19 protein-coding genes are annotated in these 21,815 nt (G+C 59.2%); 13 read left to right on the forward strand and 6 right to left on the reverse strand.

Going from position 1 to position 21,815, the window contains the following annotated elements; translation table 11 throughout:
* Nucleotides 1–232 precede the first annotated feature (232 nt).
* Nucleotides 233–1,909: a sensor domain-containing diguanylate cyclase gene (locus AC0V6O_RS14305; protein ID WP_486145048.1), complete on the forward strand. Its 1,677-nt coding sequence runs from the start codon at nucleotides 233–235 to the stop codon at nucleotides 1,907–1,909.
* Here AC0V6O_RS14305 and AC0V6O_RS14310 read toward each other — a convergent pair.
* The 3 genes from AC0V6O_RS14310 to AC0V6O_RS14320 are packed head-to-tail and all read right to left on the reverse strand — an operon-like array spanning nucleotide 1,906 to nucleotide 5,749.
* Entirely contained in the window at nucleotides 1,906–3,177 is a 1,272-nt protein-coding gene (locus AC0V6O_RS14310) for an NADH:flavin oxidoreductase/NADH oxidase family protein (protein WP_486145050.1), read from the reverse strand. The genes AC0V6O_RS14305 and AC0V6O_RS14310 overlap by 4 nt on opposite strands.
* Complete coding sequence (locus AC0V6O_RS14315; RefSeq protein WP_486145052.1) at nucleotides 3,174–3,581, reverse strand: acyl-CoA thioesterase; 408 nt, start codon at nucleotides 3,579–3,581, stop codon at nucleotides 3,174–3,176. Before AC0V6O_RS14315 ends, AC0V6O_RS14310 begins: the two co-directional genes overlap by 4 nt.
* Nucleotides 3,582–3,589: 8 nt before the next feature.
* A complete protein-coding gene (locus AC0V6O_RS14320) occupies nucleotides 3,590–5,749 on the reverse strand; it encodes a S9 family peptidase (protein ID WP_486145650.1) in 2,160 nt (719 codons plus the stop codon).
* A gap of 222 nt (nucleotides 5,750–5,971) precedes the next feature.
* On the opposite strand from AC0V6O_RS14320, the gene AC0V6O_RS14325 reads away from it, so the two are divergent.
* The 7 genes from AC0V6O_RS14325 to AC0V6O_RS14355 all read left to right on the forward strand — a co-directional run bounded on the left by AC0V6O_RS14325 (nucleotide 5,972) and on the right by AC0V6O_RS14355 (nucleotide 13,127).
* The gene (locus tag AC0V6O_RS14325) at nucleotides 5,972–7,789 is read left to right on the forward strand and encodes an aminopeptidase P family protein (RefSeq protein ID WP_486145054.1); all 1,818 of its coding nucleotides are present in this window, start codon (nucleotides 5,972–5,974) and stop codon (nucleotides 7,787–7,789) included.
* Nucleotides 7,790–7,908: 119 nt separating this feature from the next.
* Nucleotides 7,909–8,289 carry a VOC family protein gene (locus AC0V6O_RS14330; protein WP_472639962.1) on the forward strand — a complete coding sequence of 127 codons (381 nt, stop codon included), beginning with the start codon at nucleotides 7,909–7,911 and terminating at the stop codon, nucleotides 8,287–8,289.
* 21 nt (nucleotides 8,290–8,310) lie between these two features.
* On the forward strand, nucleotides 8,311–8,706 hold the full coding sequence (locus tag AC0V6O_RS14335) for a cupin (RefSeq protein WP_486145057.1): 396 nt from the start codon (nucleotides 8,311–8,313) through the stop codon (nucleotides 8,704–8,706).
* Between the two features lie 281 nt (nucleotides 8,707–8,987).
* Nucleotides 8,988–9,671: a hypothetical protein gene (locus AC0V6O_RS14340; RefSeq protein WP_486145059.1), complete on the forward strand. Its 684-nt coding sequence runs from the start codon at nucleotides 8,988–8,990 to the stop codon at nucleotides 9,669–9,671.
* 102 nt (nucleotides 9,672–9,773) lie between these two features.
* Nucleotides 9,774–10,517: a response regulator gene (locus AC0V6O_RS14345; RefSeq protein ID WP_486145061.1), complete on the forward strand. Its 744-nt coding sequence runs from the start codon at nucleotides 9,774–9,776 to the stop codon at nucleotides 10,515–10,517.
* Nucleotides 10,514–12,013, forward strand: a complete 1,500-nt coding sequence (locus AC0V6O_RS14350; protein ID WP_486145063.1) for a sensor histidine kinase — start codon at nucleotides 10,514–10,516, stop codon at nucleotides 12,011–12,013. The genes AC0V6O_RS14345 and AC0V6O_RS14350 overlap by 4 nt, the downstream gene beginning before the upstream one ends.
* A gap of 28 nt (nucleotides 12,014–12,041) precedes the next feature.
* The gene (locus AC0V6O_RS14355; RefSeq protein ID WP_486145065.1) at nucleotides 12,042–13,127 is read left to right on the forward strand and encodes a glutathione S-transferase family protein; all 1,086 of its coding nucleotides are present in this window, start codon (nucleotides 12,042–12,044) and stop codon (nucleotides 13,125–13,127) included.
* Nucleotides 13,128–13,135: 8 nt separating this feature from the next.
* Here the strand turns inward: AC0V6O_RS14355 and AC0V6O_RS14360 are convergent, their stop codons facing one another.
* A complete protein-coding gene (locus AC0V6O_RS14360) occupies nucleotides 13,136–13,978 on the reverse strand; it encodes an META domain-containing protein (RefSeq protein ID WP_486145067.1) in 843 nt (280 codons plus the stop codon).
* Complete coding sequence (locus AC0V6O_RS14365) at nucleotides 13,975–15,561, reverse strand: helicase HerA-like domain-containing protein (protein WP_486145069.1); 1,587 nt, start codon at nucleotides 15,559–15,561, stop codon at nucleotides 13,975–13,977. The genes AC0V6O_RS14360 and AC0V6O_RS14365 overlap by 4 nt, the downstream gene beginning before the upstream one ends.
* A gap of 147 nt (nucleotides 15,562–15,708) precedes the next feature.
* On the opposite strand from AC0V6O_RS14365, the gene pabB reads away from it, so the two are divergent.
* From pabB to AC0V6O_RS14390, 5 genes are all read left to right on the forward strand, one after another.
* Nucleotides 15,709–17,580: an aminodeoxychorismate synthase component I gene (pabB, locus tag AC0V6O_RS14370; protein WP_486145071.1), complete on the forward strand. Its 1,872-nt coding sequence runs from the start codon at nucleotides 15,709–15,711 to the stop codon at nucleotides 17,578–17,580.
* Nucleotides 17,581–17,594: 14 nt separating this feature from the next.
* Entirely contained in the window at nucleotides 17,595–18,320 is a 726-nt protein-coding gene (locus AC0V6O_RS14375) for an RluA family pseudouridine synthase (protein WP_486145073.1), read from the forward strand.
* Complete coding sequence (gene arfB / locus AC0V6O_RS14380) at nucleotides 18,313–18,729, forward strand: alternative ribosome rescue aminoacyl-tRNA hydrolase ArfB (protein ID WP_486145075.1); 417 nt, start codon at nucleotides 18,313–18,315, stop codon at nucleotides 18,727–18,729. The genes AC0V6O_RS14375 and arfB overlap by 8 nt, the downstream gene beginning before the upstream one ends.
* A 156-nt stretch (nucleotides 18,730–18,885) precedes the next feature.
* Nucleotides 18,886–19,053 carry a 50S ribosomal protein L33 gene (rpmG, locus tag AC0V6O_RS14385; RefSeq protein WP_472639973.1) on the forward strand — a complete coding sequence of 56 codons (168 nt, stop codon included), beginning with the start codon at nucleotides 18,886–18,888 and terminating at the stop codon, nucleotides 19,051–19,053.
* 222 nt (nucleotides 19,054–19,275) lie between these two features.
* Nucleotides 19,276–19,947, forward strand: coding sequence for a LolA family protein (locus AC0V6O_RS14390; RefSeq protein ID WP_486145077.1), 672 nt, complete (start codon nucleotides 19,276–19,278; stop codon nucleotides 19,945–19,947).
* 344 nt (nucleotides 19,948–20,291) lie between these two features.
* On the opposite strand, the gene AC0V6O_RS14395 is transcribed toward AC0V6O_RS14390, so the two are convergent.
* A complete protein-coding gene (locus AC0V6O_RS14395) occupies nucleotides 20,292–21,746 on the reverse strand; it encodes an alkaline phosphatase (RefSeq protein WP_486145079.1) in 1,455 nt (484 codons plus the stop codon).
* Between the last annotated feature and the right edge of the window lie 69 nt (nucleotides 21,747–21,815).

Below are 21,815 nucleotides of genomic sequence, written 5' to 3' on the forward strand. Positions count from 1 at the left end.
AACATTGCAGCGATACCGTACGGCTCACCGGCGCCACACGACCCGCATCGCCTGACCAAGAGCCTCAGAGCGAATACTTGGAAGCATTTGTCACAGCGCGAAAAACGTCGGATTTTCTTACAAGATTTTAACCTGCTCTAAGGAGTTTTACCGTAGTTAACATCTCGTGACACGGGTGGGTATTAACGATCTTCTTCTGGCGCTGATTTTCGCGCTGACGGCCGCACTGGGCATGTCGCCCGCTGCAGCGGCAGAAACGCGTGCGCCGTGCATTGTCTCAGGTGTGTTGGTGGACGCATCGGGTCAAACTCCAAAAGTTAACGCAGCGGCCAACACCGAGCAGAACTGGAATTGCGAACCCTTAACCAATGAGCCCGCTGGCGGGGATTGGACTTTGCGGTTCGATATCGCTGAGGGCGAGACCGCACCCAAAGTGCTCTACACACGGCTCGGCCATTTCGATCAACTCGATCTGGCGGTGCAAGACGCCAACGGTCGCTGGACATATGAGACGAAAACGCTCGCCGATATGCACAGCGCGATCGGCTCTCCGTACATTTACACGGACCTGCCGGGCAGCAACGTGCCGCCGCGCCAAGTGCTGGCGGCCTTCACTGGCAATGGTCATGGCCCAACCCTCACCCGGGCCAAGCTGATTGAAGAAGCTCCTGGCCTCAGTGAGGGCGACGTCGCTGCCTTGCTTGCATTGGCCGCCTTGATCGGCGTGCTGCTGATCCCGATCGCGCTCGACGGGGCATTTTTGATGGTGCTGCGCCAGTCCTTCCTCGCTTGGCACATTGCTCTTTCAGTTGTGTTTGCCATCATGATCGCGACGCGGGCCAATCTGTTTGGCCTGCTGATGCCCATGAGCGCCGAGGTTTTGCGCATCGGCCTGATCATGAGCATGGGGTTGGGTGTGGCGGTCGCGCTGATGTTCACCCGCAGTTTCATTGAACCGGGCAAGATCTCGGCCAAGCTCCATCGCATCATTCCTTATGCAGCAGTTTGGACCGTCGCCGTCAGCATCATCCATGCGGCATCCTTGGATGTGCTTCGCCCCCTTGGCGGCAATTTCCATTCATTCAGCATGGCCGTACCGATCATCGTGCTGGTCATGGCCCTGGTTGATGCCTGGCGCCGGGGCAGTCGTTCGGTGAAGTTCCAGGTGTTCGGTTGGGCGCCCATGTTCTTGGCGACCTTCATCCAGATTGTGACCCATGTCTTCCCACTGGGTGTGCAACAAGACGCGCTGCCAATTTTCTATATCGGCATTCTGTCAGAGGGCATTGGCACAGCTTTGGGTGTGGCGGACCGTTTCCTACAAATCCGCCGCGAGCGTGACCGGGCCCTGCGCGATGCGCGCGAGCTCACACATTTGTCAGAACATGATCCGCTCACCGGCCTGCTCAATCGCCGCGCGGTGGAAACGCGCTTCGATGATCTGCGCGAGCAAGGGTTTGACACATTCGCTTTGCTTGATCTCGACCGCTTCAAACTAGTCAATGACCGGTTTGGTCACCAGGCTGGCGATGCTGCCCTAACAGCCTGCGCGGATGCAATTCGCGGCGGCGAGAACCGCGATTCGATTGCGGTGCGCCTGGGCGGCGAGGAATTTGTGATCCTGCTACGCGGCAAGAACACGCGCCAGCGCGCGGAGGCTTTTCGTGAAGCGATCCCGGTGCGAATTATGCATCAGGTTGAGGGGCTGGATATGCCAGTCACCGCCAGCATGGGGCTGATCGAATTGCCGCGCCATGACACGACCATGATGACCTTTGATGACATGTACGCCCGCGCCGACATGCTGCTGTACGAAGCGAAGGCCGCTGGCCGCAACCGCATGAATTATGAGCGTCTGACCCTGTTTGCAGGCTCACCCAAGAGAAGCGCAGAAAAAACCGCTGCCTAACCAGCAGCCGTCGATGCTCGCCAAGCGCGATATCGCTTTGCCCGCTGCGCCGCGCGCCATTGATCGGCCAGCAATGCCCGAATAGGCCAGCCGCCATTCCCTGCCGGATTTCCCTTGGCCATACTTTCCAATTGCGCCTTGGTAAGCGCCATTGTTGCCAGCGCTTTCAGCGTATCGTTCGACCAATTGGCCTCTGGCAATTTCACATCCGCATTCTGTTTAGTTTGCCAATGTTTAGGCAAAGCTGGATCAGCAGCCAGCGCGCGGGCAATGCCGAGCAACTCGACACCGAAGCCGTTCTCGTCCTGCGCCAGCGCTGCCTCTGCCACGTCCAGCTTTGTAATCCCGCCCGTCACCATGATCGGCATGTCCGCGACCTTGGCAATATCGCGGGCAAAATCGACGAAATAGGCCTCGCGCTTTTCGGTTGAAGTGCTGGGCGCCTCCTCTTGCGGATTGCCCTGCATCGCCGGGCTTTCATAGGATCCGCCGGACAGCTCAACAAAGTCGATCCCGCGCCCTTTGAGCCATTGGACCACCTGGCGAGCATCTTCAAATTCAAAACCGCCGCGCTGAAAATCAGCGGAATTGAGCTTAATTCCGACGCCAAAGCCCTTGCTCACCCGCGCGCGGACAGCATCGACGATTGCGAGCAGAAAGCGCGCCCGGTTTTCCAGACTGCCGCCCCACTCATCGCTGCGCTGATTGGTCAGCGGAGAGAGGAACTGGCTAACCAAATAACCATGCGCGCCGTGGATCTGAACCCCGTCAATCCCAGCGGCCTCAGCCAGCTCCGCTGTGTCAGCAAAGCGGGCGATGATCGCAGCTATCTCATCCGTTTCGAGCGCGCGCACCGGCGCAAATAGAGAAGAGAATTTGCCCAGGTTAAGCTCCACACCCGATGGCGAGACAGCGGTTTCTCCCATGTTCTTATAAAGCTGACGGCCCGGATGGCTGATCTGGAGCCAGAATTGACCGCCGCCTGATTTGGCCTGTGTCGCCCAGTGTTTGAACGGGGCAAGATCAGTGCCCTTTTGCAGGACAACGCCGCCCGGCCCAGTCAACGCGGATGGGTCAACCATGACATTACCCGACAGGATCAAACCTGCGCCGCCATCCGCCCATTGCTGATAGAGGCTGAACAGCTTCTCGCCCGGCAATTGGCCAGGCTGGACCGCAAGGTTCTCCTCCATCGCCGCCTTGCAAATACGGTTGGTCAGGATCGTGCCATTGGGCAGCGTCAAAGATTCAAAAAGCAGGTTGGTCATGAATTCTCACTGATTTGAAATGGAGCGATGACTTTTGGGCGCACGCGGGCCAGGCGCTGGCTCGCGCGCTCCAGCATCGCCCATGTGGTGCGGGCCGCGACGATTACTTTGCCGTTGGCATCGCGAAACTCAACAAGACGGTCGGACTTCGCGCCCTTGGGCGGGTCGGGTATCCAGGTTGTGCCCTCACAGCTCTCGCCGCTGGCAATATTGCCTCGGTAGTCAATCTCATGCCGGATCACGACCCAGAAGAACGCCTCAACATGAGTGGGATCAGCCGCCGCTTCCCAATGCGCGGTCGCAAGGTCCTGGATCCACTGGACCCAGACCGAATTGTTCACATGGCCAAGCTCGTCAATATGCTGCGGCTCAGCAGTGAAGGTGCGGGCAAACTTTCCAGTCACTTCGCCGCTCAATTGCCTGCCTTATCAGTTGCTTCGTCTGTCATCCCCATCTGCCACAGGATGAAGGCGAATTCTTCGGCCGTTTCGCGCAAGGAATTCCACCGGCCCGATTGGCCGCCATGCCCGGCGCCCATATTGGTCTTCATCAGCAGAATGTTGTCATCGGTCTTTGTGTCGCGCAGCTTGGCAACCCATTTGGCCGGTTCCCAGTATGTCACGCGCGGATCATTGAGGCCCGCTGTCACCAGCATCGGCGGGTAATCCTGAGCCTTCACCTGATCATAGGGCGAGTAGCTGAGGATATAGGCAAAGGCCTGCTTGCTCTCAATCGGATTGCCCCATTCCTGCCATTCGCCGGGGGTCAAAGGCAGGCTTTCATCCAGCATGGTGCTCAGCACATCGACAAACGGCACGTGGCTGACAATGGCGCCATATTGCGCCGGGTCTTGATTGATGATCGCCCCCATCAATTCGCCGCCTGCTGAGCCGCCGCTGGCGGTAACTTTACCCTCTGCGGTGTAGCCCTGAGCAATCAGGCCACGGCCCACATCGACGAAATCGTTGAAGGTGTTGGTGCGCTCATTCAGTTTGCCCTGAAGGTACCAGCGCCGCCCCAGGTCATCGCCGCCCCTGATATGGGCGATGGCATAGGCAAAGCCGCGATCAACCAGGCTGAGGCGCGTGGTCGAAAAGCCCGGCGGCACGGCATAGCCATAGGCACCGTAGGCATAGAGGTGGAGCGGGCCGGGGCCTTCTACGCCTCGCGTCGAGAGCAGATCCTTACGGTCTTTGCGGTAGACGATGCTGACCGGCACCATTGTGCCATCACGGGCCTCAACCTCCAGCCGCTCTGTTGCGTAAAGGCTGGCGTCATAGCCGCTTGGGATTTCCTGCTGCTTGAGCAGTGTGAGGTCAGCGCTCGCCACGTCATAGTCATAGACCGAATCCGGTGTGATCATGCTCTCGTATGACAGGCGCAGGGTCGACACATCATATTCGGGATTGTTGGACAGCCCCGCTGAATAGCTAGCCTCGGGAAAGGCGATTGGCTTGACCACCGTCGGCGCGTCATATTGCCGTAGCTGGATCTGATCGAGGCCGTTCAAACGCCCCTCGGTCACGAAGAAATCCTTAAACAGCTCAAAATCAGTGAGGTAAAACTCGTTTGAGCCCGCGATCACCGTTTCCCAAGTGCCCGGCGCATCGATGCTCGCCTTTGCCAGGCGGAAATTGATGTGCTCATCATTGGTCCAGATGAACAGCTCCCCATCGCGCACATCGACCGAATATTCGACGCCCTTTTGCCGCGCCTTCACGAGGATCTGCTCGCCGGTCGGATTGTCCGCACGCACCAGGCGCACTTCGCTGGTTTCATTGTCGCCGCTGGCAATCACCAGCCAGTCTTCCTGGGCGGTCAGGCCGGTGCCGACAGAGAAGCTCTCATCGGCTTCCTTGTAGAGCACAACGTCCTCTTCCGATGGCGTTCCGATGACGTGCAATTTCGCCTCGAGCGTGCGCCAATTTTCGCTCGATGGGCCGTAGACCAGCGCAGTGTCATTCGCGACCCAGGTCAGGCCGCTGCGCAGGTTGGGGATTTCGTCATCTAGCAATTCGCCGGTCTGCAAATCCTTGATCCGCCCGGTGTAGCGTTCCGCTCCGCTGGTGTCGGTGGAATAGGCGAGGAAACGGCCATTCTGACTGATCGAAGCCGCGCCAAGGCGGAAATATTCCAGCCCTTCGGCCAGCACGTTCTCGTCTAGAATGAGCTGCGCCTCCGCCGCATCCCCATCGGCCACCGCTTTGCGGTAATGCTTGCGGTACTGCGCGCCCTCTTCAAACTCTGACCAATAGAGGTAGTCGCCATCCTTTTGCGGAACCGTGCTATCGTCTTCCTTGATACGCGCGCGCATTTCGGTGAACAGCGCCTCGGTGACGCCCGCCTGCGAGCCCATATTTGCCTCAAACCAGGCGTTTTCGGCCTTCACATAACCCAGCACATCCTCATCATCGATCACCGGATAGGATTGGTCTTTGAGCCAGTGATAGGGATCAGAAACCGTGATCCCGTGATGGGTGAATGTGTGTTCGCGCTTTTCCGCAATCGGCGGAGAGGTGGGGGCCGTCTGGCCCGTTTCACTGGTCACGTTGGGTTGGTCCTCTTGGGTCATTGCCTGGGCGGATTGGATCGGCAGAGCGGCCAGCGCGATGGCTAGCGTGAATTCGCAGGCTGACACGCTCGAAAGCGAGGACGCACCAGTGCTTGCCATGGATTGAGCCGATCCTTTGCCAAATTATCGCAGCGCTTTAAATACCGCGCGCTGCAAACTATGCTATTGTCATAGCCGATCAATTGCGCGTCGCAAGCGCACGCCCCGTTAGGAAACGACCAAATGCTGATGCAAACCCATGAAGCCCGCCTGTCCGCCATGCGTGAGGAGTTGAAACGCCGCGATCTTACCGGGTTTGTCGTGCCCATCTCTGACGAACATATGAGCGAATATGTTGGCGACTATGCTCAGAGGCTTGCCTGGCTCACCGGGTTCGGCGGATCGGCCGGTTTTGCGGTCGTCACTCTGGATCATGCCGCGATGTTCGTGGATGGTCGCTATACGGTGCAAGTCCGCGATCAGGTCGACGGCGCGCTCTACGAATATCGCAGCATTCCGGGTGACAACTTCGCCGCATGGCTGGCTAGTAACGCTGAACAGGGCGCAAAAATCGGCTATGACGCATGGCTGCATACGGCAGGCTGGGCGAAGCAGACCGGCGCACAGCTCACAGCCAACGGGCTGGAACTCGTCGCGACCAGCAGCAATCCGATTGATGCCGTGTGGCAGGATCAGCCAGAACCCTCGCTTGCCCCCGCGATTGTTCACGAGGATATCCATGCGGGCGCCAATTCGGCGGAAAAGCGCGCGCAAATCGCCGATTGGCTGAAAGAGAATGGCCATGATGCGCTGGTGGTATCGGCGCTCGATTCGATCGCTTGGTTGCTCAATATTCGCGGACAGGATGTGACCCATACGCCGGTGGCATTGTCCTATCTGATCGCTCATGCTGATGGCCACGCGGAGTTGTTTATTGCGCCTGAAAAAGTCACTCCGGAGCTGGTTCAGCATCTGGGCAATGCGGTCACGATCCGCGCGCGCGATGAATTCAGCGCGGCACTGAATGAAATGGGCGGCAAGAGCGTGAGCGTTGATCCCAATTTCGGCGTGGCGGCCATTGCCCAAACCCTGACCAAAGCAGGCGCGAAAGTGGCGCTGAAAGCCGACCCGACGATCCTAGCCAAAGCGATCAAGAACCCGGTCGAGCAGCAGGGCCACCGCGACGCGCAGGCGCGTGACGGGGCGGCGGTTGCCCGCTTCCTGCGCTGGCTGGAGGTGACCGCGCCAAGCGGCGAGGTGGACGAGCTGGCTGCGGCAGCGAAGCTGGAAGAATTTCGCCGCGAGCATGAGGGTTTGCGCGATCTTTCCTTCGACACCATCTCAGCCGCCGCTGGTCATGCCGCGCTGCCGCATTACAAGGTCGATGAAGACAGCAATATCGCCATACCGCCCGGCAGCATTTATCTGGTCGATTCCGGCGGGCAATATTCCGACGGCACGACCGATATCACCCGCACGGTGTGGATCGGAACAGCCGATGGCAGCGCAGAACCAAGCCAGGAAATGCGCGACCGCAACACGCGCGTTCTTAAAGGGCATATCCAGATCGCTAAAGCTGTATTCCCACAGGGCACCAGCGGCGGGCAATTGGATGCGCTCGCGCGGCAATATCTGTGGGAGGCAGGCGTCGATTACGCCCACGGCACCGGCCATGGTGTCGGCAGCTTCCTCGCCGTGCACGAAGGGCCTCAGCGCATTGCGAAGCCGTCGGGCGGGCAGGCTGGGACAGGGCACGAACTGCATGCCGGCATGTTCCTCTCCAACGAGCCGGGCTATTACAAGCCCGACGCCTTTGGCATTCGGATCGAGAACCTGGTGCTGGTCGAGGAACGCCAGATTGAGCAGGCGGAGGGCACCTATCTGGGGTTTGAAACGCTTACTTTCGTGCCGCTGGATCGCAAGCTGATCGACAAGGCGCTGCTGACACAAAGTGAGATTGCCTGGGTCGACGGCTATCACGATCAAGTGCGCGCTTTGCTTGCCCCGCAGCTGGATGGCGAAGACCTTGCGTGGCTGGAGCGGGAATGCGCACCGCTCTAACCGGCGGTATGCAAACGTTAATCTAGAGCGCTTGCGATCCTCTCTTTGTTCCTGTAATGTTCCATTCATCGAGTCGTATTGGTGCTGGGCCGATGCGCGCATTTTGAGGAGGAACAATCATGATCGGCTATGTAACCCTGGGCACCAATGATCTGCCGCGCGCAGCGGAGTTTTACGACGCCATTGCAGAGCAATTTGGCGTTGGCCGCATGATGGAATTTGAGACATTCATCGCCTGGGGCTCGATGGGCGGCGCACCGGGCGTTGCCGCGACCAAGCCATTTGACGAGCAAGAAGCGACCGCAGGCAATGGTACGATGGTCGCATTGCAGGTTGATAGCCCGGAAAAAGTGCAGGCTGTCTATGATGTGGCAATGGCGAAGGGCGGCAGCGACGAAGGCGCTCCGGGGCCGCGCGGCGATGATGGCTTTTACGCGGGCTATTTCCGCGATCCTGACGGCAATAAGCTCAACGTCTTTTGCATGACCCAAGGCGGCTAAATTCAGCCGGAGGAACCCATCATGACCGCGCGCAAATTGAGCGATAGCTTTATCCATCTGGGGTTGGGCGCAAGCTCACATCCACAGCCACCCTTTTCTGGCATGGAATGGTATGCCGATTATGGCGCGCGGCATGGCAAGGACGGTCCGGAAGGACGGCTCGTCTCGCAGCACAGCTTTACTGAAAGCTGGGACGTGTGGGAAATGCATCCAAGGGGCAGCGAAGTGGTGATTTGCACCACTGGGGAGATGGTGCTGACCCAAGAGTTTCCCGATGGGAAGATAGCAAAAGTGCCGCTTATTGCCGGTGAATATGCGATCAATCCGCCGGGCGTCTGGCACACTGCAGACGTGACCAGCGAAGCGACCGCGATCTTCATCACCGCCGGAGAGGGAACTGAGCACCGCACTCGTTGAGCTTGCGCCATAGCCGCAGACTGTCGGCGAGATGAACAGTCACGTGTGACTGATACAAAGCGCGACAATTTGGCGGCGATCCGAGATAATCCTGCGACATGCACGGCTTAGAAGGGGTCTTATGAGCCGCGGTGGACGCATAGAGCGACATACCCCTGCGTAAAAAGCCAAACCTTCCCCAAGGACTGGCTAATAGCGGGCCTTCGCTTCCTCCCTGCGAAGAGCCAAGCCAGTGCGCCGCCGCGGCTCTTCTGATAGACCTTCAACGAGGAGCAATACGCATGAAAAAGATCACCCTCACATTGTCCGCTGCGGCACTGGCAGTTGGTATTGGCGGCGCAGGCGCTGCTATGGCCGACCATCACGGCGGCAAAGGCAAAGCAGACGCAAACGGCGACGGTGTCGTCTCATTGCAGGAAATGAAGGCGAAGAGCGCTGAGCGTTTCGCCAGGTTGGACGCCAATTCTGATGGCGTTTTGAACGCAGAAGATCGCACAACCAAACGCGCAGAGCGCTTTGCCGCCGCCGACACCAACAATGATGGCGAGCTGTCCAAAGCCGAAATGGCCGCAGCGCGCGAGGCCCGCAACGCGAAACGCGAAGAACGCCGAGCCAAGCGGGCTGAAAAACGCTTTGCAAGACTCGATAGCGACAACAGCGGCGGCGTAAGCCAAGCTGAAATGGCCGCTGCCAAGGAGACGCGCAAAGCACGGCGCGGTGAGCGGCACGGAGGCGATAGAGCCGCGCGCGGTGGACGCCGAGGCGGAGACCGCATGATGCGGATGATGCGCCGAGCCGACACCAATAACGACCAAGCGGTTAGCCGCGCAGAATTTGATGCCGCGATTGAGGCCAGGTTTACCCGGATAGACGCCGATGGCTCCGGCACAATAACCGCCGAAGAACGCAAGGCTGCCCGCGAAGCCCGCCGCGCTCAGCGTCAGGAACGTCGCGGAGCACGCTGATAGCGCCGCGAATTGGCGCAAAGCACAAGGCCCGGCCCGCTCGCCGCTCACTTACGAGTTGCGCAGCGGGTCGGCACGCGCCATTCCCGCATGGCATAGACTATGACCGATCCGGCCCACACCTCGATCCTGCTCGTCGATGACGAGGCGACCCTGCGCGAACCGCTGGCCGAATATCTGACGGGTCAGGGCTTTACTGTCACCGAAGCGCAAAGCGCCGCTGCCGCGCGCACGGAGCTGCTCAAGGCCAAGCCCGACATCGTTCTGCTCGACATCATGATGCCGGGCGAAGACGGCCTTTCGCTGTGCCGCCATATGGTCGAAACCCAGCAATTGCCCGTCATCCTGCTGACCGCGCGCGGGGAGCCGACCGACCGGATCGTTGGCCTGGAGCTGGGCGCGGATGACTATGTCGTGAAACCATTCGAACCGCGGGAGCTAGTCGCGCGCATCCGCTCTGTCCTGCGCCGCGCTCAGCGGGGCCCGGCCGCACCTTTGGATGCTCAGGATCTCCATTATGGCTTCGAAGGTTGGTCGCTTGACCCCCTAAAGCGCAAGCTGACCGATCCAGAAGGCATCACCGTGCCCATTTCAACCGCTGAATTTCGGCTGCTGCGCGCTCTGCTCGATCATCCACGCAGTGTGCTGGACCGCGATCAATTGCTCGACATGGTTCAAGGGCGCGAGGCACATTTATTTGACCGAGCGGTTGATAATCAGGTCAGCCGCCTGCGCCGCAAGATCGAGGTCGACAGCCGCGATCCACAATTGATCCTGACGGTGCGCGGTGGAGGATACCGCTTTGCCGCTCAGGTCACCCGCTTTGCACCCGATGCGCCCGCATGAAGCACCTGCTGCCTCAAAGCCTGCTGGGCCAGGTGATGCTTGTGCTGGCGATTGGCCTGATGGCTGGACAGGCGATATCCGCCGCCTTGCTGTACCGCGCGGCGGAGCAGCGCCGCGAAACCGGCCTGGTCAGTGCGCTGGCGTTTCAGCTGGTAGCGGAAAGCGGACGATCAGATCTGGCGGGAAGAGAAGTGCGCCGAGCAGCACGCCGCGAAGCTCGCAGAGCAGACCGGATCGCACGCGGATTGCCGATCAGGGACCGCCGCGCTGACGGCGAAGGCAGACCTGGAGGCCGTCCCTTTGCGCGGCCATTCAGGCTGGGCATTGAATACACCGAAAAGCTTCCAATTGGTGCCCAAGAACCGCGACTGCCCGATTATGAAAGCGCGCTGCGCGAGGTCTTGACCCAGCAAGATGTGGAGGCCGGATATATCATCATCGCGCGGCGGATCGCGGGTGATGATCCGTTTGTAAAAGAGCGTATGCAGGATCGGCCTCGCCTGCGCTCACCGGGATGGGAGGAACGACCGATATTGGTTGCCGCCATCCAGCGCGCCGATGAGGCCGGATGGCTGATTGCCCGCGTCCCAGAGCCGCGCGCACCGCGCAATGCGATTGGTACGATCCTCCTACAAACTGCCGTCATCTTCGCCATTCTGTTTGCGCTGCTCTATTTCGTTCTGCGGCGGATCACCCGGCCATTGGCGGCACTTACAGCGCGGGTCGGTGACTTTTCGCGCCAGCCCGATCAAGCGGTGAAACTGGAAGAACGCGGACCCGGCGACATGCGGCGGCTGATCGCGGCGCATAACGCGATGGAGGCGCGGATTGCCGCCTTGCTCGACGAGAAAGACGTGATGCTCGGCGCGATTGGTCATGATCTCAAGACGCCTCTGGCGGCTTTGAGAGTGCGGATCGAAAGTGTGCCCGACGATATCCAGCGCGAGCGCATGGCGGACAGCATTGAAGACATTACCAAGACGCTGGATGACATTCTGGTGCTGGCCCGGGTCGGCCGGGTGAACAACGGTTTTGAAGATGTCGATCTGGCGGCGCTGACAACCAGCATTGCTGAAGAATTTGAGGACCTGGGCGAGCCGATCACGCTCGAAGATCCTCCGCGCCTGGTGGCGCGCGCGCAGGTCACATGGCTAAAGCGGGCGCTGCGCAATCTCATCGCCAATGCCCTGCGCTACGCCAAGAGCGCGAAGGTCTCTCTTCTCGATGAGGGTGAAGCGATCATCTTGCGCGTCGATGATGCGGGTCCCGGAATTCCGCCGAGCGATATTGAGGCGATGATGGAACCCTTCACGCGCGGCGAAGCCTCGCGCAACCGCGCAACAGGCGGCGCGGGTCTGGGTCTAACGCTGGCGCGCGCCATTGCTGAGCAGCACGATGGGACGCTGACACTTTCCAATTTGCGCGAGGGCGACACGGTCACGGGCCTGCGGGCAGAGATTGCGCTTCCAAAGGGCGAAAACACAGGGCAAAGATAGCACCAAACAATACAACCGGAGTACCCCCTTGCCCCATACTCTCTACGCCGCCCCGATCTCGCTCTATTCCGGCAAGGCGCGCAGCTATCTCGATTGGAAGCAGGTGGATTACACGGAGGTGCTCTCCACCCCAGATGTCTATGCCAAGGTCATCATTCCGAATGTCGGGCGCCCGGTAATCCCGGTGATGCAGAAAGATGATGGCTCAATCCTGCAGGACACCACGCTGATCATTGATCATTTTGAAGCCAGCGAAGGCGGGCCGTCGGTCTATCCGGATACGCCGCGCCAGCGACTAGCCGCGCTGCTGCTCGAATGCTTTGGCGATGAATGGCTGGTGATCCCGGCGATGCATTATCGCTGGAACTACAACGAAGAGTGGGTTTACGGCGAATTTGGCAAAACCGCGCTGCCCGATGGTACGCTGGAGGAGCAATATGCGACCGGCAAAGAGCGTGGTAGCATGTTCCGCGGCTTCGTTCCTATGCTTGGCATCAATGACGCAACAATCCCGGCGGTTGAGGCGAGCTATGAGGCTCTGCTGGCCGATTTGGACGCGCATTTTGCAGTGCATCCTTTCCTATTGGGATCGCGGCCCTCGATCGGGGATTTGGGCCTGATCGGGCCGCTCTATGCCCACCTTTACCGCGACCCAGCATCGGGCGAGATTATGGAACAATTGGCTCCGCGAGTGGCCGAATGGGTCCGCCGCATGGTCGATGTGAAGGCGCCGCTGTCGGGCGAGTTCCTGCCCAATGACGAAATTCCCGAGACGCTGCTGCCAGTGCTGGCGCGGATGATGGGTGAGCAAGTGCCCTATCTTGCGAAAGTGGCGAACATGTTTGGTGAGTGGCTGACCGCCAATCCGGACACGGAGATCCCCCGCGCGGTTGGCATGGCAGACTTCACGATTGAGGGCACCAGTGGTCAGCGCATCGCTGTGCCCTTTAGCCTGTGGATGCTGCAGCGCGGGCTCGACTATCTCGCCTCGCTTGAGGGGTCAGGCCGCGATGCTTGCGAAGAAATGCTGCGTTCGGTCGGCGGCGAAGCGCTGCTTCAATTCAAAATGCCTGCGCGGCTGAAGTTCGAAAATCACGTTCTCAAAACCGCTTGATCGCTGAGTCAACGGGCCAGCTGGCGTTCCTTATCGCCGTATAGCTCCCCTGCGGGCGAGCCGATCAGAATGCTATTTTCTGTCGCGGAATACCGCATCTCACTGGTCAAAAGGGCACGAAATTCAGCGTCCTTTATGTCATCCGCGCTGGTGCAATTTTCACCTTCGGTAACAGCCAAATCTACGATGCTAATCCGATTTCCGTCCAGCACGTATCCACCAACGAAGGAGGCGCAGCTGAACTTCGCGGCGACTCTGTCGTCACTAAATCGAAGGTATTGATTATCCGCCGTTTTAACATAGGGTGATCGCTCTGAATTTAGTAGAAAAGCCTCCCATGCGGTGCCTGACAACAGCATCTGGTTAGACGCTGTTACTTCCGCCTTTCGCAGAGCTCCTTCTATAGTTACGGTACCAGTTACAGTACCATCATGCTCAGAGATCAGCATGATCCGACCATTGCCCAGATCACGGGCCGTAAATCCACCGCCAACTATCTGCGCCACCGTCTGGCCCTGCGCCAGCATTCTACGCCCCCTTGAGGTGTTTGCCGTGCAACCCTTGAGTGTCTGCGAACCCGGACCGGCGAAGTATCGCGCGCCATTGGCAAGGCCTTGGCCAAAGTAGCTGTTGCAGCCATCATAGCCGCCATATTCAGATGGGGTAAATTGCACACTAAAGCTGCTCAATGCACGCTTACCATTGACCGCAACCACCATATAGCCGCCATTCAACCGCTCTGCAGTCGGTCCGCTGTTTACATCTATGCCCGGATCGGATGCGATGGGACCAGGTGTTGCACAACTGGAGAGCGCAACCGAAATTGCGAATAGGGCGAAAGTCGGCTTCATCGCATCAAGCCCCCGATAAGGTTCCTCACAAATCGCCCAGCCACCGGCCCGGCCAGATCGGTCGCGATGGAACCCACCGCAGATTTGATGCCGGATTTCATCGGGTTGGCGCGCGATTTCTTGCCGAGAATTGCAGAGGCAGCTGCACCAGCCATTCCGCCAGCGGCCACTTTCGTGCCGCGCGAAATGGCCTTTTCCCACATACTCTTGGTTTTGCGCGGGCGCTTGCGCACCTCCTCCTCGCCTTGCTCCTCAACCTCCTGCGCGGTTTCAGCGGCATCGGCGGTTTTGGCAGCCAGAATTTCCTCTGCGCTCTCGCGGTCGATCGCCTCATCATATTTGTTTTCAAACGGGCTGATCGATTGAATAATCGCGCGCTCTTTGGCGGTCACCGGGCCGAGGCGCGAACGCGGCGGCTTGATCAAAGTCCGCTGCACCACGGTCGGCGCGCCATCTTCGTCCAGGGTCGAGACCAGCGCCTCGCCCACTTTCAGCTCCGTAATCGCTTCTTCGACATCGAGGTCGGGATTGATCCGGAATGTTTCCGCCGCCGCCTTGATCGCGCGCTGATCGCGCGGGGTGAAGGCGCGCAAGGCATGCTGCACCCGATTGCCCAGCTGGCCTGCGACCTCTTCGGGAATGTCGATTGGATTTTGCGTCACGAAGAATACGCCAACGCCTTTTGAGCGGATCAGGCGAACGACCTGTTCAATCTTTTCCTCCAGCGCTTTGGGTGCATCATCGAACAGCAGGTGCGCCTCATCAAAGAAGAACACGAGCTTGGGTTTCTCAGGATCGCCAACCTCGGGCAGGCTCTCAAACAGCTCCGCCAGCAGCCACAGCAGGAAGGTGGCGTACAGTTTCGGGCTACGCATCAACTTGTCGGCGGCCAGCACGTTGACGATGCCGCGCCCGGTTTCATCACATTGCAAGAAGTCGTCGATTTCCAGCGCAGGCTCGCCAAAGAAGTAATCCGCACCTTGCGCTTCAAAGCTCAGCAATTGGCGCTGGATCGCGCCGACCGATTGCTTGGACACGTTCCCGTACTTGCCGGAGAGCTCCTTGGCGTTCTCATTGGCCCATTGCAGCATGCTCTGCAGATCGCCGAAATCGAGCAGCAGCAGGCCATTATCGTCGGCATGGCGGAAGATGATTTGCAACACGCCTTCCTGCGTGTCGTTGAGATCGAGCAGCCGCGAGAGCAGCAGCGGCCCCATCTCAGAAATGGTCGTGCGGATCGGATGGCCTTGCTCGCCGTACAGATCCCAGAAGACCACCGGATTATCGGAATAATCATAGTCGTCCATGCCCAGCTCTTTGGCCCGCCCTTCAAGCTTATCAGCGTGTTTGAACTTTGCACTGCCGGGCATGGCGATGCCGGACAGATCGCCTTTTACGTCCGCGACGAACACCGGCACACCATTGGCAGAAAAGCTCTCAGCCAACCCCTGCAAGGTGACCGTCTTACCCGTGCCGGTTGCGCCCGCGATCAATCCGTGACGGTTCGACCGGCTGAGTGCGAGATGCTGATTCTCGCCATTGCTGCCCAGCCCCAGAAAGATTTCGCCTGGAATATCGCCCATGTTTGGATACCGCCCTTTTTTATCATTTTGTCTTACCGAATGTGTGAAGTGAGAGGGCCAAACGGTCAAGGTGTCGCTTGCGCGCAGTGACGTATGCCGCGACATAGGTGGTCGACTTGAAGCGTGGATGCTCTAAAGGCTGGGCACATGGGTGAGGCTACTGCGTTTATTCTGCTGGACGATGCGCGCGAGGAAAATGCCGATGGCGCCGCCGCCGCGCCTGCGCGCCTGTATGAAAACCCCCGCCAGATTTTCGCCGCCTACCGCCCGGATGAAGTAGAGCGAGCCTTAACTGATGCGCGCGCTGCGCAAGCTGAGCAAGGCGGCGAGCTGGCCGGTTACATTGCCTATGAAGCGGGCCTCGCGCTGGAGCCGAAGCTGGCCAAACTCGCCGCCAATCGCAGCGGCGCAAACGGTCCACTGGTGTGGCTCGGCCTGTTTGATAGGGCAGAGGAAATCCCCGCTGGCAATGTGCCAGGCTGGCTGGCTATGCGCGCTGAGGACAGCTGCACTGACACAGGCGGCACAGGCGCGTCCTCGATCGGTCCGCTCGACCCCGGGCTTTCCCCCGGAGGATACGCCAAAGCGTTCGAGGCTCTGCAGGAGACGATCCGCGCAGGCGATATTTATCAGGCCAATCTCACCTATCCGCTGGCCGGATCGTACCGCGGCGATCCGCTGGCGATCTATGCGCAGCTGCGCGGCGCGGCGAGCGCTGGCTATGGCGGGATTGTGTTTGATGGCTCGCATTGGCTGCTAAGCTTCTCTCCAGAGCTGTTTGTCGCGCTCGATGGCAAAGATGCCAAAGCCAAACCGATGAAGGGCACGCGGCCGCGCGGGCATGATGCCGCGTCCGATGCGGCGCTGGCCGATGATCTGGCGACATCGGAGAAAGACAAAGCGGAAAACCTGATGATCGTTGACCTGATGCGCAATGATCTCAGCCGTATTTCAGAGCCTGGCAGCGTACAGGTCGACAAGCCCTTTGCGGTCGAGAGCTATCCGACATTGCATCAAATGGTCTCTACGGTACGCGCCCGCCTGACACCAGAGAACGGCCCGGTTGATCTGGTGCGCGCCTTGTTTCCCTGCGGATCGATCACCGGCGCCCCAAAAATCCGCGCGATGGAGCTGATCGGCGATTATGAGCGAGACGCGCGCGGCCCCTATTGCGGCGCAATTGGCCGGATTGATGCCGATGGCTCGGCTGCCTTCAACGTCGCCATTCGGACCCTGCGCCTCACCCCAATTGAGAACGCACAAGGCAATGCCGTACTGGGCGTGGGTTCCGCGATTGTCGCCGATAGCGAGATGATCGCAGAGCGGCGCGAAAGCGAGGTCAAAGCCGGGTTCGTGCGGCGTGCCTCACCCGATCACACAGCCCCGCAAGTGGACCTGATTGAGACCATGCGGTTTGAGCCGGAAAGCGGGATCGACCTGCTGGAGCTGCATCTGGGCCGGATGAAAGCGAGCGCGGCGACGCTTGGCTTTTCATTTGATCGCCATGCTGCGCGCAATCAGATTCAGGCGCTGTGTTTTGATCTGGAGGCGGCGTGCAAGGTTCGCCTTCTGGTCTCTCGGCTAGGCTCGCTTGCTTTGGAAACAGGGCCGCTGCCTGCGCCCAAAGGCACGGGGTTTGAGTGCATTGCTCTGCCGCTGCCGCTGGATCCGTCAGACTGGCGTTTGTCGCACAAGACGTCCGATCGCAGCTTTTACGAAGACGGGCTGATTGCTGCGCGCGCTTATGGCGCAGATGAAGCCATCTTCGTGCGCGACGATGGCCTCGTGACAGAGGGCAGTTTCAGCAATGTCTTTGTGGCAAAAGACACTGGCGATAAGGATAGTGTGCTGCTGACCCCGCCCGCCACGCTCGGCCTGTTGCCTGGAATATTGCGCCAACATCTGATCTCTGAAGGCCGAGCAGTCGAAGCAGAACTCACACTTGCCGATCTCGAAAATGGTTTTGTGCTAGGCAATGCCTTGCGCGGGCTAAATCCAGCCCGGCTCAAACTTTCATAAAGGCGCCCTGCCCAATGCTCCCGATATTGTTCGAAGATGGCGAGGCCCTCGTGATCAATAAGCCTGCCGGCCTGCCAGTGGATCGTCCGCGGCGCGGCGGACCGTGCCTATTCGATCACCTTGATGAGCTGAAATTGGGATTTCAGCGATTGCCGCATGCGGTTCACCGGCTGGATACAGACACCAGCGGCTGCTTACTGCTGGCTCGCAATCCCAAGGCGCTAAAGCGTTTCAACAAGGCGTTTGAAGATCGCGCCGTTTCTAAGACCTATCTGGCGGTGCTCGACGCGGTGCCAGCGGAAAACTCTGGCACGATTGAACTGGCGCTGTCTAAGATTAGCTCGGCTGAAAAGGGCTGGCGCATGATCGCGGCGAAAAAGGGCAAGCCTGCTATCTCGCATTGGGAGGTGTTGCAGACAATTGGCGACGGCGACAAACAGCGCTCTCTAATCCGCTTTCGGCCAGAGACCGGGCGCACGCACCAATTGCGGGTTCACGCCCTGCTGGGCCTGGGCGCCCCCCTGCTAGGCGATCCGGTTTACGGGCCGGTGCGCGGGCAGAACAAGGGTGCAGGCCGCACCATGCTGCACGCTGAAACCATTGGCATTGCGCGCAGCACCAAGCCGACGATCACCGCCCATGCTCCATTTCCAGAGGATTTCGTGCGTGCTGGCCTGACTGCGCCCGCTCCGCCCGAGGTCACCGAACCCGCCATCAACGCCGAACAGGACGATGGATAAAGACCTGCTAGAACGCGCGCACGCCCAGGCGCAGGAGAGCTTCCTCGCAGGCTCCGGCCCGGGCGGGCAGAACGCCAATAAGGTCGCGACCGAAGTGCAGTTGCGCGTCAATATTTACGCTCTGCGCCTGCCCCCGCCGGTGTTTGCGCGGCTCCGAACAATCGCCGGTAGCAAGCTGACGGCGGCAGGCGAACTGATGATCACGGCGCGCGAACATCGCACGCAGGAGGCCAATCGCGGCCTAGCCCGAGAGAAGCTGGAAAGCCTGCTGGAAGAGGCCCATAAGCAGCCCAAGCGGCGAGCCAAAACCCGGATCAACCGGGTGGGCAAGACCAAGCGACTCAAATCGAAGAAAGCGCGCGGCACGGTGAAGGCCAATCGCGGTAAGCCCAGCCGCTCTGATTGGTAGGCTCACGCCCGCGCCGAATAGTCAGATTCGCTTGACTCTGGGCGGTGAATCGATAAATGGCGCGGCTTGCAAGGCGATGCTCCGCGCGTCGCCTGATTTTTTCGGCTCAAACCCGTTTGCTTGGGTGGGCCCACCAGATAGAATTAGGATAACGCGATGGCGAAGCCCGCAACCGTCAAGATCAAGCTCGTCTCGACCGCCGACACGGGTTTTTATTACACGACCAAAAAGAACCCGCGCAACATCACCGAAAAGATGGTGTTCCGTAAGTACGACCCGGTTGTTCGTAAGCATGTCGAATTCAAAGAAGCCAAAATCAAGTAAGCTTCTGACCACGGCTTTCCGGCTGATCACGGCCGATCAGGCGGCCTGCGGTACTCCAGACCTTTAGCGGATGCGCCCCGCATACGGCGCCCATGACCGCGCTTTGGCGCGGTTTTGCGTTATTAGGCCCGGCTGACCGCGTGTATCCCCGCTTAAGCGCTTGCAAAACGCTCAGTTCAGCCGCAGTTCAACGCCAACGCATTAATCGCAGGGGTTATGAGCATGAACCTTTTTAGATTTTCCAAGCCCTTCGCCGCCGCTACCGCGAGCGCAGCAGCAATTGCCGCCGCTTTTGGCTTGCCCGCAGAAACCAGCTTTGCCCCTGCACCGCCCGCTTATGCGCAAGCGAATGATCTTGATGTGGCCGCCGGCGCGTTGCGCGCGATCTCAACCATGAGGGCCGATTTCTCGCAAATTGACCGTCAGGGCAATGTGATCGCGGGCGAAATGACGCTGAAACGGCCGGGCAAAATCCGCTTCGAATATGAGAAGGGGACCGACCTGCTCGTCGTCTCCAACGGCAAATCGCTCTATCTGATCGACTATACCGTTGATCAGGTCGAACGCTGGCCGATCAGAAATTCGCCGCTCGGTGCGCTGCTAGATCCCACCCGCGATGTGAAAAAATTCGGCAAGATGATGCCAACCGGCAATGACGATGTGATCAGCGTCGAAGTGCGCGATCCAAAGCGGCCTGAATTTGGCGTGATCAATATGATCTTTGTTCGCGACGGCACCGCACCTGGTGGATGGCAGTTGACCCATTGGGTCGCGCTTGATTCGCAGAATCACCGAACTACCGTTCGGCTAAAGAATCATCGCTATGGCATGTCGGTTGCTGACAGCGCATTCAGATTTAGAGATCCGCGCAAATCATCTCGTCGACCGGGTTGAACGGTTTGACCGCGTTTAGTTGTAGGAATACGACAAAGCCCGGCACATATTCATTTACCTGTAAGGCGAATAGGCGTAATTTTCTTTTGCAAATCAGTTGAGGGCGGGTTTCCCCCTGTTGCCCCAACCCTTGTTCAGGCTGATTTGTACAAGCGTGACGAACGCTCACATGGAACCCTTGCCCCATTGCCCCCGGGGTGAGGGTTTTTTGTTTTCTATTCGCCTTATGCTTGCTGCGAATTACAAACCGTTCGGCTTCCGGTGCTCACGCACAAAAGTGCGCCTCGCGCCGGTTCCAACGGCTCACAATTCTCGCTGGCGCCTAAGCCAAATATCTTTCTGCTTTATTCCCAGCCGAAGGCGCTGCGGATGATATCGTACACAACGTTCTGTTCGATCACGCCGCGCGCTTTGTCCGCGCCGGGGCCTTGGGCATAAAGCGCCACGTCCTCACCAGCGTGGGTCTCGCTGCCCGTCGGTATTGCGGATTGCTGGCGTGCATTGATGCCTGTCTCTGGAATCGGGCGTTCGGCCAGGTTTGCGATAGATCCCGGTCCATTCACATAGCCAAGCGTCGTATAAGGCCTGCCATCTTCCGCCTTTGCCGCCTCGGCCACTTCAGCGCCGCCGCTCTCTGGCGGGACAACGAGGCCAAGAATGTCATTCCCGCGCCTCGGATAACCAGCGATGGTGAAGACGTGGCTGTGATCCGCCGTCACCATGATCAGCGTTTCTTCCGGATCGGTATTGTCGATGGCATATTGGATCGCATTGGCGAATTCGACTGTCTCTTCCAAAGCAAATCCCGCCTTGCCCGCGTGGTGACCGTGATCAATCCGCCCGCTTTCGACCATCAGGTAATAACCATCCGGATCAGACTTAAGGCGCGCAATCGCTTGGCTAGTCATCTCGGTCAAGGTCGGCTCGCTCGCGCCTTTGTCACTGCCGTCCATCCGCTCTGCCATGTATGTCATATGGCTGGGCGAAAAGAGACCAAGCACCGGCTTGTCCTTTGGCGCGGCATCCAAACCAGCAGCATCGCGTACAAGAGTGCCGCTGGTGCGGGCGACCCAGTCAGCCGGAAGGTTTGCATTGGAATTCAACCGGCGGCTCCCATCTTCAACCCCATCTCCAAAGAACAATGCAGACCCGCCGCCCAGCGCCACCTGAAAATCGGCGTTAATCAACTGCGTCGCGACATCATCGCATCCCAGCCCGCGTTGATCCTCTGGAATGCCATTGTCCGCTTCCCAATTGCGATCGGCGCTGCGCGCATAGACACTCGCCGGCGTCGCATGCGTAATCCGCGCGGTGGAAACGATGCCCAAAGCAAGGCCTCGCCGATTCACTTCTTCGCCCAGAAGAGGCAAGGGATTGGCAAGGCCCGACGCACAATCGGCTCGAACGACATCTGGCCCTACGCCCAGCACACCGATTTTCGTCTTTTGCCCTGAATGCATTGCGGTGGCTGTGCCCGCGCTATCGGGCACCTGCGCGTTGGTGTTATAGGTCTTCACCAGCGCGACATTGTCGAACTTTTCAAACGGCAGGACATATTCCTCGCCCGATTGTCCGCGTTTTTGCCCGGCATAAATCCGCGCAGCAGTGATCGTCGAGATGCCCATGCCATCACCGATGAACAGGATGACGTTCTTGGCTTTCTTGGGCGCAGGAGCCTCATCTGCGGCCACCGGTGTAGGCGTACTCACCACCCCTTGTGATCCATCAGCATAGGTACATGCGCCTAAAGAGAGCGCAGCCCCAGTGATCAGCAGATTGAGCGAGCGGGTGAGTTTCATAATTGGACCTCTCAGGAAAATCTCGACCTTCGCTATCGCGTTTCATTGCGACGGTAAAATGAAAGCTGG

Source organism: Erythrobacter sp. JB2-19 (assembly GCF_057365005.1).

Coding starts and splice junctions, on each gene's coding strand:
- AC0V6O_RS14335 (WP_486145057.1), top strand. CDS start 8,311: ATGACCGCGCGCAAATTGAGCGATAGCTTTATCCATCTGGGGTTGGGC.
- AC0V6O_RS14365 (WP_486145069.1), bottom strand. CDS start 15,561: ATGGGCGATATTCCAGGCGAAATCTTTCTGGGGCTGGGCAGCAATGGC.
- AC0V6O_RS14310 (WP_486145050.1), bottom strand. CDS start 3,177: ATGACCAACCTGCTTTTTGAATCTTTGACGCTGCCCAATGGCACGATC.
- AC0V6O_RS14325 (WP_486145054.1), top strand. CDS start 5,972: ATGCTGATGCAAACCCATGAAGCCCGCCTGTCCGCCATGCGTGAGGAG.
- AC0V6O_RS14360 (WP_486145067.1), bottom strand. CDS start 13,978: ATGAAGCCGACTTTCGCCCTATTCGCAATTTCGGTTGCGCTCTCCAGT.
- AC0V6O_RS14375 (WP_486145073.1), top strand. CDS start 17,595: ATGCTCCCGATATTGTTCGAAGATGGCGAGGCCCTCGTGATCAATAAG.
- AC0V6O_RS14350 (WP_486145063.1), top strand. CDS start 10,514: ATGAAGCACCTGCTGCCTCAAAGCCTGCTGGGCCAGGTGATGCTTGTG.
- AC0V6O_RS14395 (WP_486145079.1), bottom strand. CDS start 21,746: ATGAAACTCACCCGCTCGCTCAATCTGCTGATCACTGGGGCTGCGCTC.
- AC0V6O_RS14305 (WP_486145048.1), top strand. CDS start 233: ATGTCGCCCGCTGCAGCGGCAGAAACGCGTGCGCCGTGCATTGTCTCA.
- AC0V6O_RS14340 (WP_486145059.1), top strand. CDS start 8,988: ATGAAAAAGATCACCCTCACATTGTCCGCTGCGGCACTGGCAGTTGGT.
- AC0V6O_RS14330 (WP_472639962.1), top strand. CDS start 7,909: ATGATCGGCTATGTAACCCTGGGCACCAATGATCTGCCGCGCGCAGCG.
- rpmG (WP_472639973.1), top strand. CDS start 18,886: ATGGCGAAGCCCGCAACCGTCAAGATCAAGCTCGTCTCGACCGCCGAC.
- AC0V6O_RS14320 (WP_486145650.1), bottom strand. CDS start 5,749: ATGACCCAAGAGGACCAACCCAACGTGACCAGTGAAACGGGCCAGACG.
- pabB (WP_486145071.1), top strand. CDS start 15,709: ATGGGTGAGGCTACTGCGTTTATTCTGCTGGACGATGCGCGCGAGGAA.
- AC0V6O_RS14390 (WP_486145077.1), top strand. CDS start 19,276: ATGAACCTTTTTAGATTTTCCAAGCCCTTCGCCGCCGCTACCGCGAGC.
- AC0V6O_RS14345 (WP_486145061.1), top strand. CDS start 9,774: ATGACCGATCCGGCCCACACCTCGATCCTGCTCGTCGATGACGAGGCG.
- arfB (WP_486145075.1), top strand. CDS start 18,313: ATGGATAAAGACCTGCTAGAACGCGCGCACGCCCAGGCGCAGGAGAGC.